Raw genomic sequence first — 14,221 nt, 5'->3', positions numbered from 1 at the left:
AAGTCGATGGACGAGAGTATGCGGGAACGTTGACCGCCAGAATCAACAAAAAGGAGCCAACAACATGAAACGCATGACCCGCCTTCTGGGCACCCTGATCGCAACCAGCCTTCTGCTCAGCGCCTGCACCGTTATTGAGGCCGATGCCCGGTACCAGGGACCGGGGCTTGAGCGGCATAAGGGCAGCGTCCAAACCGGCGCGCTTTATATGGTCCAGGATGACGGCACAGTGCTTCGTTATGGCCCAGGTAATGGGTATATCCGTCTCACTGGGCCTCGAGAAGATGGCGTTTTTAAGGTGCCGGGCCTTGAGAATATTGTGGGTATTGAAGTTGGCTCCATGCACGCTTTGGCTCTGGATCGGGAAGGGTGCATCTGGGCCTGGGGAAGAAATGACTATGATCCACTTGGATTTCAGTCGAAGGAAGAAATAGAACAACCAACCAGATATAACGAATTATGTAATATCAAGGATTTTGATGCGGAAAGCTATTTTTCGGTTGTGCTCCATGACGACAACACGATTAGATTCTGGGGAGATGAAGTCCCCCAAAATGTGATGGGAAAACCTTTTACTATCAAGGACGTGATTGAACAGGTTTACGCCGGCGGTCTTTTCTTTGCCGTTTCAGAGGGCGGTAATGTTTATACATGGGGAGGATCTAGCCACTATTCTCCTTTTTCATCAGGGGCTAAAGATCAATGGAAGCCAGAGTTGCTGGACATCCCCTGCTCTGTGAAAGGCGTGGACTATTCACCGGGCGCGGTTTTCTTCTGTGACAACGGTGATGTTTATGTATTTGGTCAAAATGGTGCAGGTTCTCTTGGCACTGGCGATAGTGCTCCCAGGAAAAAAATAGAGAAGCATCCCTATTTAAGCGGCGTAGAGAAGGTTGAAGGCGGACCCATTCGGATCGCCAAGTTAATGAGCAACCAATATGTTGGATGGGGTGACCAGATCATTGCACCGGCTGAGGCGTCAAACAGCAGCTATGTGGTTGAGCCTTTAGAAATTGATGTTCCGGAAGGAACGATCGACTTTTATTCAAATCGGTACTCGGTCTATTTCATTAACGAAGATGGGTCAGTCGCAAAACTGATCCCGGAGGAGCATTGGCTCTGGCCGTATAAATACCTTCTCGAATATTACCATTTCAGAATTTACAACTAGTTATTTTGGAGAGGATGATGTCCCAGTTTACTCAGTCAGCATTTGAAGCTTCTCTGCTTTCGGTTATTGTATACCGCGACAAAATTGAACCCGGACTTGAACAAACTGAGCTACAGAATCTTCTTTCAGGGTCGCAAGCGTGACCATCCCCTGGTGAGAAAACTCAATTGCAACTATCTGATTTTAAAGGTCACTAAATGAGCGGAATGAGCGTTCACTGTTTTGTGGATAGAGTGCCTATTTGTCGGATCTAAAAAGATAAAAATGGCCCGGATTCACAGAGCTGCAACTCCGTTTACGCCGGTTCGATTCCGACCCGCGCCTCCATAATTACCGCTTTGAATCAAAGACCTAAATAGCTGCTTTTGCACGAGCTTCGCTGGTGGGACAAAGCTGGGCCTTCACTGGGAAAATAACCTGGTTCAGCCGGTAATGATTGCGTATTCTCTCGGTTTCATGCCCGCCCTTATCGTTCTATGCCTACCTGAAGGGGGTGATGACCCGACTGCCGACGCAGAAGAATAACGCCATCGACGAGCTGTTGCCCCACAACTGGAAGCCGATTATATCTAACAAGATGTAATGGCCCGATCCTTAGTCTATTTCGACAATACGATGAGCACAGCTACCAGGATGCCGGCACCCAGGGCTAACAGACTGAACCGGCCGTGCTCCTTTTCCGCTTGCGGCAAGAGGTGGGTTGCGCCCACATACACCAGTGCGCCGGCTGACAGGGAAAGCAGAACTCCCAGCTGCGGTTGACTGACGCTGCTGATAAAGGGCCAGGAGACCAGCATGCCCAGTGGTGTTGAGAGTGACGCGGCAATGACGGCAAGGAGCAAGGCGTTCCTGTCGCTGAAGCCTCCGCGCAACAGTAACAGATAGGTGATGATGCCCTCGGGAAACTCATGCAGTACCATGCCAATAGCGGCCAGCACGCCGGTGAATATGCTGGTGGAGAAGGTGATGGAGTAGACAAATCCGTCGATAAATGAATGAAAGCCGATGCCTACCATGGGCACCAAGCCAATACCGTAAGCCGGATTCGCCCCCCGCTCGCACACGAAGGCGGTGATGAATCGGTTGAACATATGCATCAACACGAACCCACCCAGCAGGTAGCCGGGGGCATAGGGGCTCAACTCGAAAGACTTGGGAATAATGTGTAGGAAGGACACCGAAATCAGCACGCCGGCGGCGAAGCACACGAAGTAGATACTGTATTTGCGGCCCCAGGCCTCGAAGTGACGGATAGTGTAGATGCCGATGCCGGTCACCAGCGCCGCCAGAAGACTAGCGCCAAAAGCCGTCCAGAAGCTGTTTTCCATTTTTATCTCCGGATCATGACCGTCATCAGCCCTGCCGCTGTCCCGTTACGACGACAAAAGCCCCGTTGCCGTAGCCGGCACGTAGCGATTCTATCTCTCTCGTTTTTTCTAATGATTTCGTTAAGGTCTGCACCCAGGCCAGTGCGGTGAACCCTGTGTCGTCCAGCAATACCGGGTCGCAGCACGCGATACGTCTCGATCAAAAGCCACGACCCGGAAGGCCGTGTCGAAGGTGTTGAGCCCCATGCCCCGTTGGTTCCGAAGTAGACTCGACCGGTAAGCACCCAACCCTGTTCGCCTGCCTCTGGATTACTTCTTCGACGAAATCAAGATCGACAAGAGCTTTGTATGGCAACTGGACGAGAGTCCTTACGGCCGGCCCACTCTGATGATGCATCAGCAGGAGGGGATAATTGCCGTCTTAAGTTCAGTCACGACAATGCGTTTGAAACCAGTCCCGGGCGAGCCCAGCAACCTGCTCCAGAGCGCCGGGTTCTTCGAACAGGTGAGTGGCATTGTCAACGATCTCCAATTCCGTGACTGCCTGCATTCGGCTCCTTGCTTGCAGATTCATATCGATCACCGGTTGATCACGCCCGCCCACAATGAGCAGGGTCGGTGCGCGTACCCTCGTTAAGGCGTCACCGGCCAGATCTGCTCGACCGCCACGCGATACTACAGCGCTGACCGCCTGCGGGCGCTCTGCGGCCGCGATCAGCGCGGCCGCCGCACCGGTGCTGGCGCCAAAACAGCCGATGGGCAGTCCGTGAGTGGCGGGGTTCTGAGCCAACCAGTCCACCGCACCCACGAGTCGCCGACCAAGCATTGCAATGTCGAAGCGATACTCGCGGGTATAACGATCCCTCTCGTCTTCCTCGGCCGTGAGCAGGTCCATGAGCAAGGTGGCGAGTCCACCTTCGTTCAGGGTTTGGGCAACGTCCCGGTTGCGTCGGCTGAAACGGCTACTGCCGCTGCCATGGGCGAACACCACGACCCCGGTGGCCCCGGGAGGTACGGTCAGATCGCCATTGAGCTGGCTGTCAGGGGTGTTGACGATGACGCTTTCGGGGGCCGGAATCGTCATGGGCTGGCTCTTTTAGTGGGTTAAGGGGTGCTTTTCTGTATTCTGCGCGGGTGTGAGCGGCGCGTTCGATGACGGCGGTCAACACAGCGTCAGAGGGACGCGACTGTTTGAATGCGTATTGGGTACGGTGTTGGATAACTACACTCAAAACCCAGCCACTGAGTGGCAGTTGCATCGACGTGGTTCAGAAGCTCGGTGTTGATTGAGTGGCATCAGGGCCCGTTGGGGGAGGACAAAGCGTGATAAATCAGGAAGCGGCCATTCATATCGGGACTTCCGGGTGGCGATACGGACACTGGCAGGGGCCTTTCTATCCACAGGGATGCCATGAAGAGGATTGGCTCCGGTATTACGCGACACGTCTGGGGACCGTGGAAATCAACAACACGTTCTATCAGCTGCCGTCCGCTGCGGCCCTGGTTCAGTGGCGTAAGGCGGTGCCTGAGGGGTTTCGGTTCGCGGTCAAGGCGAGTCGCTACATAACGCACATGAAGAAACTGAAGGATCCCGAGGAGGGAGTCCCGAACTTCCTCAATCGGATCCGATATCTGGAGGACCGCCTGGGACCTGTGTTGTTTCAGTTGCCACCGCGCTGGCGAGTGAATCCCGGCCGTCTGGAGGCATTCCTGAAATCCCTGGACCCCGAACTTCATTACGCGTTCGAGTTCCGGGACCCGAGCTGGCACACGGCTTCGGTCTATGACCTTCTTCACCAATACCGGGCTGCCTTCTGCATTTACGATCTGGCTGGGCAGCGAGCTCCGGAGGTGGTGACCACGGACTTCGTCTACGTGCGCTTGCATGGCCCGGATGATGCCTATGAAGGATGCTATGGCCGGCAGGTACTCGATGAGTGGAAGCAGAGGCTGGTGGGTTGGGCGGATGAAGGCAAGTCAGTGTACGTCTATTTCGATAATGATGCCCACGGTTACGCGGCCTCCAACGCGGAGCAACTGCAGGCGTTAATTGCTGGCGATACGGCTGATTGATTGGATCCAGAGCTTTGTGCGCCTGTCGCCACCGGTGCTGACCTGCGTCAATGCGTAAGGCGGGTAGGGGGCGCACCGTTGATGGGGATTCAACAATTGGCGGTGCGGCTATGGATAATCAGGATTCTGTCCGACCCCTGGAGCAGATTGACTACCGGGATGTGGCGCTGGTCGGCGGCAAGAATGCGTCACTTGGCGAGATGACCAGCGCTCTGCGCGCGGCCGGAGTCCGGGTGCCGGAGGGATTCGCCACCACGGCCAACGCGTATTGGGGCTTTCTGGAGGCCAACGGACTGGTTGGCAGGATAACCGACCAGTTGCAGGCTTTTGAGCGAGGGGATCAGGGGCTTGCCAGTACGGGAAGGCAGATCCGGGCCTTGTTTAACGACACCGACTTCCCCCCTGAGCTGGCCCGGGCGATCAAGGACTCCTACAGGGAAATGGCCGAACGGCTCGGGCAGGATGAGCCGGATGTGGCGGTGCGCTCCAGTGCTACGGCCGAGGATCTGCCCGAGGCCAGTTTTGCGGGCCAGCAGGAGACGTTTCTCAATATTCGCGGCGAAGAGGCACTGCTTGATGCCTGCCGGCGTTGTTTCGCGTCGCTGTTCACCGATCGCGCCATCACCTACCGCAACAACAACGGGTTCGATCATATGAAAGTCGCCCTGTCCGTGGGCGTACAGCGCATGGTGCGTTCCGACCTGGCCGGCTCGGGGGTGATGTTTTCCATTGACACGGAAACCGGATTCCCGCGTGCCGTACTGATCAATGCCAACTGGGGCCTGGGTGAGACCGTGGTTCAGGGCAGTGTGGACCCGGATGAATACATGGTCTTCAAACCGCTCCTCGACACGCCCGGAACCCGGCCCATCATCGAAAAGCGTGCGGGCGCCAAGGGAAGGAAGCTGGTGTATTCCGACCAGGGGAGTGAAGTGACACGGCTTGTCGACACCTCGCGGGAGGAACAGCTGAAATGCGTGCTGACGGATGATGAGATTCTCCAGCTTGCCCGTTGGGCAGTGGCCATAGAAGACCATTACGGTCAGGCCATGGATATGGAGTGGGCCAAGGACGGCACCGATGGTTCGCTCTATATTGTTCAGGCCCGACCTGAGACCGTTCAGTCACAACGCGGCGGCGGCGAACTCAAACGTTACCGCCTGAATGAAAGCGGCACCTGCCTGGTCCAGGGATTGAGCATTGGCGATGCGGTGGCGGCCGGCCCTGTCTGTAAACTGGCCAGCCCCGATGAGATTGAGGATTTCGTCGAGGATGGCGTGCTGGTCACCGGGATGACGGATCCGGACTGGATCCCGATTATGAAGCGCGCCGCCGCCATTGTAACGGATCACGGCGGCCGAACCTCCCACGCTGCCATTGTCAGCCGGGAACTGGGATTGCCCGCGATCGTGGGGACGGGAAGCGGAACCCAGGTCCTGAAGGACGGCCAGCAGGTGACGGTGTCCTGCGCCGAGGGTGACGAGGGTTTTGTCTATGAGGGGGAACTCGACTTCAGCGCCGAGACCCTGTCCCTGGATGATATCCCGGATACCCGCACCCGCGTCATGCTGAATCTGGCCAATCCTGCCGCTGCCCAGCGGTGGTGGCGCTTGCCCGCCCAGGGTGTGGGGCTGGCCCGTATGGAGTTCATTATCAACAACACCATCAAGATTCACCCCATGGCGCTGGTTCGCTGGCCGGATATCGACGATCCGGACACCCGGGAGCGCATCGGGGAGCTCACGCGGGGTTACGACGATAAACCGGAATATTTCGTTGACCAGCTTGCCCGTTCGCTGGGGCGCCTCGCCGCGGTCTTTTATCCGGAACCGGCAATTGTGCGAATGAGTGATTTCAAGACCAACGAGTACGCACGGCTTATTGGTGGGGCCGCGTTCGAGCCGGAGGAGGAGAACCCCATGCTTGGCTGGCGTGGGGCAAGCCGCTATTACGATGCCGACTATCGCGAGGGTTTTGCGCTGGAATGCCGCGCTATCCGCAAGGTCCGCGAGGAAATGGGGTTCCGCAATGTTGTGGTCATGATCCCGTTCTGTCGCACGCCGGAGGAGGCGGACAAGGTGCTCGCGGAAATGGCAGGCAACGGTCTTGAGCGGGGCGTGAATGATCTCGAGGTGTATGTGATGGCGGAGGTTCCTTCCAACGTGATCGAGGCCGAGGCATTCGCGAGTCGGTTTGATGGCTTCTCCATTGGCAGCAACGACCTGACGCAGCTGGTTCTGGGCGTCGACCGTGACTCCGATCGGCTTTCGGGGCTCTTTGATGAACGCCGGCCGGCGGTGACCCGCATGATAAGCCAGCTTATTTCGACGGCCCATGAGCAGGGTTGCAAGACAGGCCTCTGCGGTCAGGCGCCCAGCGACCACCCCGATTTCGCCCGTTTTCTGGTGGGGGCCGGCATCGGCTCCATATCAGTGAATCCGGACAGCTTCATTGCGGTGAAGCTCCACGTGGCGGAAGCGGAATCCGGGGAGCCCGCCAACCCCAGGGACTAATCGTAGGCGGGTCGGGCATGGTTGCACGGATTCACGAGCCTGAATTCACTGTGATGTCTATCCTTCCTGGCGCGTTCGGCGGCCTGAACGCATAGTGTAATCTCTGACTGAAAGGGTGGGATAGATTTGATATGAACGAGGCCCAGAAGACCCCGGCCCATGCGCAGCCAGGTGCTGCCGTCCTTGATGCTCTCGATGCTGATGGCCAGGGGCTTTCGGAGCACGAAGTCGAGCGGCGGCGCCAGCAATACGGATTCAATCAACTACCCAGCCAGCGAAAGCGGGGGCCCGTTGCCCGCTTTCTGGATCAGTTCCGGAACACCCTGGTCTACGTCCTCATTGTGGCCGCCGCGATCACGGCAACGCTCGGCCACTGGATCGACACATCGGCAATTGCCGGGATCGTCGTGATCAACGCTGGTATCGGTTTTGTGCAGGAAGGGCGTGCGGAGCGTGCGTTGGCAGCCCTCAAGGGGTTGCTATCCCCTAGTGCACGAGTTTGGCGGGATGGGCGGCGCCGCGTAGTCGATGCAACCGAACTCGTGCCGGGCGACATAGTGCTGCTGTCGGCCGGGGACAAGGTTCCGGCGGATATTCGTCTTCTCAGGGCACGGAATCTGCTCATCGATGAGGCAGTGCTAACCGGGGAATCCGAACCCGCGGAAAAGCAATCGGATCCGGTTGAGGCGGACGCGCTCCTGGGGGATCGTTTCGATATGGCATTCTCCGGGACTCTGGTGCGAAGCGGTGAAGGCGAGGGTGTGGTTGTTGCTATTGGTGCGAGCACCGCTATTGGAGCGATGAGTTCCATGCTCGCCGGGGTGGAGAAGGTTGCTACGCCGCTGATGCGCCAGATCCACTCCTTCAGCCAGCGTCTGGCGGTCGCCATCATCGCCCTGGCGGCATCGATTTTCGGTCTGGCGGTTCTCGTTCGCGACTATCCTCTGGCGGAGGCGTTTCTCGCCTCCGTCGGCATCGCTGTCGCTGCTATCCCTCAGGGATTGCCCGCCATCATGACGATAACCCTGGCGGTTGGCGTGCAGGCCATGGCGCAACGGCGGGCCGTTATCCGGCACATGTATGCTGCTGAAACCCTGGGCTCGGTAACCACCATCTGCTCCGATAAAACGGGCACGCTCACCCGTAATGAAATGACCGCCGTGACCCTGAGAACGGCCGCGATCGAAGCCCGGGTTACGGGCACAGGGTACGCCCCACGGGGTCGAATTGAATGCGACGGCGCAGCGCTCGACCTGGCGGCGGCTCCCGATGTGATGGCACTCGTGCGCTGCGGGCTGCTGTGCAATGAGGCTGAACTCGAACAGGACGAAGACGGGGAATGGCAGCTCCAGGGGGATCCGACGGAAGGCGCGCTCCTCACACTGGCCCTGAAAGCCGGACTTGAGCCGGGCGCGGAGAAACAAGCCGCACCGCGTGTCGACAGCATTCCCTTCTCTTCGGAGAATCGATACATGGCCACTCTCAATCGGTTTGATGATGGCCTGCGCATTGTCGTGAAGGGTGCGCCGGAGCAGGTGCTGACCATGTGCAGTCATGTGCTGCAGGGGGATTCGACTGAAGAACTTGATGCCAACGCCTGGCATGAGTTGGCTGAGCGGATTGCAGCCGAGGGTCAGCGGGTAATCGCTGTGGCGCAGCGATGGGTCTCGGGGGATCAATCGGAACTGGCCCCCGAGGACGTTGACGGGAGCCTCGTGCTCCTGGGGGTCCTGGGGCTTATTGATCCTCCCCGGCAGGATGCGGTGGACGCGGTTGCCGAATGCCGCTCGGCGGGAATCCGGGTGAAAATGATCACGGGGGACCATGCCCGTACTGCTTGCGCGATCGGCGCGAAGATGGGCATCGGCGATGGCGAGCGGGTGCTCACCGGAACGGATCTTGATGCCCTGGATGAGGCGGCTCTGAGTACCCGGGTGGCCGACACCGATGTGTTCGCCAGGGTCAGCCCCGGTCACAAGCTGCGGCTCGTTCAGGCGCTGCAGGCGAACGGCGAAGTGGTGGCGATGACCGGGGACGGAGTGAATGATGCTCCCGCGCTCAAGCGCGCCGATGTGGGAGTGGCCATGGGTAAAAAGGGCACCGAGGTGGCGAAGGAGGCGGCCGAGATTGTCCTTACCGATGATAACTTCGCCTCCATTGCAGCCGCGGTACGCCTTGGCCGGGCGGCTTACGACAACATCAAGCGCTCGGTACTCTTTCTTCTGCCGACCAACGGCGGTGAAGCCATGGCGATTATTGCCGCGGTTCTGATCGGTATGGAGCTGCCGGTGACCCCGGTGCAGATTCTATGGGTGAACATGGTTACCGCCGCCACTCTGGGGCTTGCACTCGCATTCGAACCACCCAGGGACGAAGTGATGCGGCGTCGCCCGCGAGCGCCTGGCGAGCCTATCGTCTCCGCACAGCTGCTGCTTCGGATCGCGCTGGTTGCGGTCGTGATGCTGGTGGGCACATTCGGGTTTTACGGATTCCTGCGACGCGCCGATGTCCCACTTGATGTGGCACGCACGGCAGCCGTCAATGCCCTGGTGCTGTTCGAGGCGGCCTATCTGCTCAGTGCCCGGCTGCTTGAGCGGCGACTGCGGCATTGGCGTGATTTCACGGGTAACCCGGCGGTCTGGAAATCCATCGGACTCGTGCTGGCGCTGCAGTTGGTGTTTACTTACACGCCCGGGGTTCAGATGCTCATGGGCTCGGCGGCCATGCCGGTTTGGTATTGGGCCGTGCTCGTACCCCTGGCGCTGACCGTGCTGCCCGTGGTGGAGCTTGAAAAACGGATATTGGAGGTATCGCGAGGATCATAGAGAGACAAAGATTCTCACTCATGCCTCCCTATTCCGATTTCAGGACCGTTGGCGGGTAAGACGCCCGAGGCGCGCAATGGCGGCGTCGACACGATCCGCGTCCGCAACGCCGCAGTTCACCCTGAGATAACGCTGGAACCGCTCCGTTGAGGAAAACAGGGGGCCCGGCGCAATGCTGATGCCTTCCGCCAGGGCTTCCTGCTGCAGGTTTAGCGTGTTCGCATGCTCCGGCAGTTCCACCCAGAGAACGAAACCGCCCCGTGGCCGGCTGACGCGCGTGCCCTTTGGGAAATGCTCCTGTATCCCTCGGGCTACCCGGTTGACCTGGCGCTGGTAGATGCGCCTTATCCGGCGCAGGTAGCGATCGTAGCCGCCCTGGTCCAGAAAACGGGCCAGGGCAAGGGTCTGCAGGGTCGGGGCAGCCTGGTTGGTGGCGTACTTGAGATACGTCAGTTGGTCCCGGAAGCGTCCGGGAACGGCCCAGCCGATTCGCATGCCCGAGCCCAGAGTCTTGGAAAAGGAGCTGCAGTACAGGACGCCTCCATCCGTGTCCCAGGCCTTGGCGGCCCAGGGCCGGTCGCCCGAAAAGCCCAGTTCGCCGTAGACGTCGTCCTCGATAAGCGGAATTCCGTGGTCCGCCAGCAGCTTCACAGTGGCTTCCTTGCGCTCATTGGAGGCCAGATGCCCGAGGGGGTTGCCATAATTGGGCATGGCGACACAGGCCTGTATGGGCCAGCGGTTGATGGCGTTCTCCAGCGTCTCGGGGTGGATGCCGCCGCCGGGCTCGGTAGGCAGTTCCAGCGCCCGCATGCCCTGGGACTCGATGGCCTGGAGAATGCCGTAGAATGTGGGCGATTCGATGGCGATGACATCGCCTGGGCTGGCAACCGCACGCAGGCTCAGTGAGAGGGATTCCTGGCATCCGCCGGTGATTACGACATCGTCCGGGCTGATATGGCAGCCGGCGTCCGCCATGCGCCGCGCAATCTGTACGCGGAGCGATTCGTGGCCCGGCGGGAAGTCATAGGAGGCGATACGGTTCTTGTGGACCCGCCGGGCATGGCCGAAGCAGCGGTCGAGGGCGGTGAGCGGAAGCAGTTCGGCGTCAGGGACGGCGGTCCCCAGGGGCAGGATGGCGGGGTCGCTGTGATGGCTGATCAACTCGAGCACCCGGGCCTGGCCAGTAACCAGGGTCGGGCCGTCTTCGGTGCTCTCGGGTTTTTGCCATTCAACGGGAGTTGCGTCGGGCTCCTGCACATAGAATCCGGAGCGGGGGCGGGCGCGGATGATACCCCGGTCTTCCAGCAGCTGGCAGGCCTCCACGGCGGTCGCAAGGCTTACGCCGAACTGCTGGGACAGCTTGCGCACCCCCGGGAGGCGGTCACCGGGGCTGTAGACCCCATCCTCGATCTGCTGCGCGATCTGTCCGGCAACATCTTCGTAGAGCGTCTTGGTCATTGATCAACCTTAACTGTATCGCTGTATAGGGGAAAGCCGAAAACTGTAATGGTACCTTTTTTACGTTTCTGAATCTGTACCGTCGCCGTTAATCATCGTAAAGTTCGTCTCGGTCGTGGTCGGACGCCGGCCTCCAACCGTACGGCGTTCCCGTTCCCATCGCTGGCCAGCCTGGTCCTTCAGGCGGTGGTGCCAACCACCTACCGATGGGGAAGCGGTATGCAACAACTGCATACGGAAACCACGGCAGGACTCCCTCTAATCAAGCGGATGATCCTGTGGACCAAATTCAGATGGAGAAGTGCGATAATGACAGCTGTAGAAAATGCGAACGCTGGCGAACAGTACGAGCAGTATACCCCCAGTTTTGCCGAATACTGGGATGACCTGGTCGGCTGGGATGATCGCCTGGAACGCGATGGACCATTCTACGAACGGCTGCTGAGGGCCCACGGTGCGAAAGATGTCGCCGACGTTGCCACCGGCACTGGCGTTAACGGCGTGGCCCTCGCCCTGGCGGGCTTCAACGTAACAGCCACAGACGGCTCAGAGAACATGCTCATCAAGGCGCGTGAGAACGCCAAGGCGCGTGGCGCGACCTTTGCCGACTCCCGCGTTGCCGACTGGCTGACCCTGGACGACACACTGGGCAAGGAAAAGTACGATGCGATCGTGTGCCTCGGCAACTCCTTTACCCACCTGTTCGACCACGAACAGCGCCGCGATGCCCTGCACGCAATGTTCCGGACCCTGCGCCCGGGCGGCATGCTGATCATCGATCACCGCAACTATGACACGATGCTGGACGAGGGCTACAGCTCCAAGCATGCGTACAACTACTGCGGCGACGATGTGGATGTGGGCCCGGCTCAGCTGCATCGCGGTCTCGCACAGTTCCACTACAAGTTCAAGGACGGCAGCACGTTCCAACTCAACATGTACCCCCTGCGTCAGAACTACGTGACGCACCTGCTTGAAGACGCAGGCTTCGTTAATGTTGAGCGCTATGGCGACATGCAGCGCCCGTTCATCCTGAACCAGGTGGACTTCATTCAGCAGGTTGCGTTCCGTCCGCCGGAAGCGTAATGCAGGTCTGAATGATCAAAAACCCCGCGGCCCCGGTCGCGGGGTTTTTTTGTGCCTGAAACAGTTCATCACAATCATCTTGGTCGAGCCTATACCATCCGGCCCCGCCTTCCGCGTATGATAGGCGGCAGATATGCCTTTTGGGCAGGACTGTGCAACCGGGAAATGGAGCAGGAGATGAGCCGAGTATTGATTATCGACGACTCCCCGACGGATCGTCAGAAAATGGCAGGTGTCGTGAAGAATCTTGGTTTCGAGGTGCTCGACGCCGAGAACGGGGCCGACGGCGTCAAGAAAGCGAGGGAGGAGCAGCCGGATCTGATCCTTATGGACATCATCATGCCGGATATCAATGGCTTCCAGGCCACGCGCCAGCTTTCCAAGGATGCGGCGACCAAGGATATTCCGATCATTGTGGTGACAACAAAGGATCAGGAGACCGATCGAGTCTGGGGCATGCGTCAGGGTGCCAGCGAGTTTCTCGTCAAGCCTGTTGACGAGAAAGCACTGGCGTCAGCCATCCGCAAGTTCATGCCGGCGGGCTGAGGCTCTAGCAGATCAGCCTTGATTCCTCGGTGGCCGTGCCACTGGCCGCCTCCAGCCGTGCCGGGTCGAGTATCGTCACGTGGTTTGTGCTGACCCTCAGAATGCCCTGATCCCGGAAACGGCTGAAAACCCTGGACAGCGTCTCGGTTGCCAGGCCGAGATAGCCGGCAAGGTCCCGCCTGCCCATGGGCAGTATGAACTCATACCGACAGTATCCACGCTGGGCCTGGGATTCCGAGTAGTCCATCAGAAAGGTGGCGAGGCGTGCGGCAGTGGAGCATTCCCGCTCCAGGTGCAACTGGCGTGTCAGCCGCTGGATCTCACTGTGCATGCTCTCGATCAGCGCCTGGGATGTCGTCTCACCAACGGTCTCGAGCCGCCTGACGCTTGATGTATCCAGTGCGAGCACGCCGCAGAAGGACCGCCCGTTGATCAGTGACTCATGGCCGATAATGTCCCCGGGGATGTGGAAGCCGAGTACCTGGCTGTCACCGTTCTCGTAATTGATGTAGCTCTTCAGGACGCCGCTGACCACGACGTGCGCATGCCTGACCTGGTCACCCGCGTGGATCAGGTGCTCATTGCGCCTGAGGATGCGATTGGTGGAACGGGCTGCATTCATCCCGCCCTGGCTGGTGAGTGAGTGGCTGAGGGTACCTGACTCTGCCTGGGCATATCCATTCATTGTTCTTCTCCCTGGGGGGTTCCAAACCGGGCGTTGGCGGTTTCAACACCCTGTTCAGGCAGCCTAAGGTATGTTCCCTGATTGACCTATGAGGGGAACCCCGTAACGGGCGTTAAGGCGTCGATGAAGACTCAAGGATATCCGAAATCGCCGTGATCAGATCGTTGCTCCGGAAGGGTTTTTCAATCACCTGGTGGGCGCCCGCGCGCAGGGCGCGCTCCGCCAGATCGCCGTCGGCATGGGCTGTCAGGATGATTACCGGGCTGGGGTAATGACCCCTGTACAATTGTTCGAGCAGTTCAGCGCCATTCTGGCCTCCGAGGTGGAGGTCCAACAGCAGGCAGGCAGGGGTTTGGGACGATGACAGGGATGCATTCGCCGCTAGGTAATCCTCCGCGGAGCGATGGGCGACCACCGTGCCCCCCCAGCTTTCAATGAGAAACACAAGCGCCTGGCGCACAGCGTCATCATCCTCGACGATGTGGATTGGGGAGCAGGCGAGGGGAGTTGTCATATCGCAAGCGGTCCGGTATTGA

11 protein-coding genes and 1 pseudogene are annotated in these 14,221 nt (G+C 59.2%); 7 read left to right on the top strand and 5 right to left on the bottom strand.

Translation table 11 applies throughout. The features are described 5' to 3' along the window. Positions 1 to 64: 64 nt before the first annotated feature. A complete protein-coding gene (locus tag DES49_RS07585) occupies positions 65 to 1,171 on the top strand; it encodes an RCC1 domain-containing protein (RefSeq protein ID WP_133735812.1) in 1,107 nt (368 codons plus the stop codon). Positions 1,172 to 1,646: 475 nt separating this feature from the next. Further along, positions 1,647 to 1,754: pseudogene (locus DES49_RS07580) on the top strand (transposase domain-containing protein); the annotation flags it as partial. A gap of 16 nt (positions 1,755 to 1,770) precedes the next feature. Here the strand turns inward: DES49_RS07580 and DES49_RS07575 are convergent. Together DES49_RS07575 and DES49_RS07565 are read right to left on the bottom strand one after the other, a co-directional pair. Then, positions 1,771 to 2,499, bottom strand: coding sequence for a ZIP family metal transporter (locus DES49_RS07575; RefSeq protein ID WP_133735811.1), 729 nt, complete (start codon positions 2,497 to 2,499; stop codon positions 1,771 to 1,773). A 427-nt stretch (positions 2,500 to 2,926) separates the two neighbouring features. Continuing rightward, positions 2,927 to 3,583, bottom strand: a complete 657-nt coding sequence (locus DES49_RS07565; protein ID WP_133735810.1) for a dienelactone hydrolase family protein — start codon at positions 3,581 to 3,583, stop codon at positions 2,927 to 2,929. 239 nt (positions 3,584 to 3,822) lie between these two features. Here DES49_RS07565 and DES49_RS07560 point away from each other — a divergent pair, with 239 nt between their 5' ends. The 3 genes from DES49_RS07560 to DES49_RS07550 all read left to right on the top strand — a co-directional run bounded on the left by DES49_RS07560 (position 3,823) and on the right by DES49_RS07550 (position 9,910). Next, complete coding sequence (locus DES49_RS07560; RefSeq protein WP_243864949.1) at positions 3,823 to 4,572, top strand: DUF72 domain-containing protein; 750 nt, start codon at positions 3,823 to 3,825, stop codon at positions 4,570 to 4,572. 110 nt (positions 4,573 to 4,682) lie between these two features. Next, on the top strand, positions 4,683 to 7,085 hold the full coding sequence (ppsA, locus tag DES49_RS07555; RefSeq protein WP_133735809.1) for a phosphoenolpyruvate synthase: 2,403 nt from the start codon (positions 4,683 to 4,685) through the stop codon (positions 7,083 to 7,085). A 131-nt stretch (positions 7,086 to 7,216) separates the two neighbouring features. After that, positions 7,217 to 9,910: a cation-translocating P-type ATPase gene (locus DES49_RS07550; RefSeq protein ID WP_133735808.1), complete on the top strand. Its 2,694-nt coding sequence runs from the start codon at positions 7,217 to 7,219 to the stop codon at positions 9,908 to 9,910. 39 nt (positions 9,911 to 9,949) lie between these two features. Here DES49_RS07550 and DES49_RS07545 read toward each other — a convergent pair whose 3' ends face one another. After that, positions 9,950 to 11,368: an aminotransferase-like domain-containing protein gene (locus DES49_RS07545; RefSeq protein ID WP_133735807.1), complete on the bottom strand. Its 1,419-nt coding sequence runs from the start codon at positions 11,366 to 11,368 to the stop codon at positions 9,950 to 9,952. 309 nt (positions 11,369 to 11,677) lie between these two features. Between DES49_RS07545 and DES49_RS07540 the strand changes: the two genes are divergently transcribed. Continuing rightward, the gene (locus DES49_RS07540) at positions 11,678 to 12,454 is read left to right on the top strand and encodes a class I SAM-dependent methyltransferase (protein ID WP_133735806.1); all 777 of its coding nucleotides are present in this window, start codon (positions 11,678 to 11,680) and stop codon (positions 12,452 to 12,454) included. Positions 12,455 to 12,631: 177 nt separating this feature from the next. Then, positions 12,632 to 13,000, top strand: a complete 369-nt coding sequence (locus tag DES49_RS07535; RefSeq protein ID WP_133735805.1) for a response regulator — start codon at positions 12,632 to 12,634, stop codon at positions 12,998 to 13,000. 4 nt (positions 13,001 to 13,004) lie between these two features. Here the strand turns inward: DES49_RS07535 and DES49_RS07530 are convergent, their stop codons facing one another. Together DES49_RS07530 and DES49_RS07525 are read right to left on the bottom strand one after the other, a co-directional pair. Next, positions 13,005 to 13,685, bottom strand: a complete 681-nt coding sequence (locus DES49_RS07530) for a Crp/Fnr family transcriptional regulator (protein ID WP_133735804.1) — start codon at positions 13,683 to 13,685, stop codon at positions 13,005 to 13,007. A gap of 112 nt (positions 13,686 to 13,797) precedes the next feature. Next, positions 13,798 to 14,199 (bottom strand): response regulator transcription factor, encoded by a 402-nt coding sequence (locus tag DES49_RS07525; protein WP_133735803.1) that lies wholly within the window; start codon positions 14,197 to 14,199, stop codon positions 13,798 to 13,800. Positions 14,200 to 14,221 lie beyond the last annotated feature (22 nt).

Source organism: Halospina denitrificans (assembly GCF_004364635.1).
Taxonomy (GTDB): domain Bacteria; phylum Pseudomonadota; class Gammaproteobacteria; order Pseudomonadales; family Oleiphilaceae; genus Halospina; species Halospina denitrificans.
This window is presented reverse-complemented; position numbering and strand designations above follow the sequence as displayed.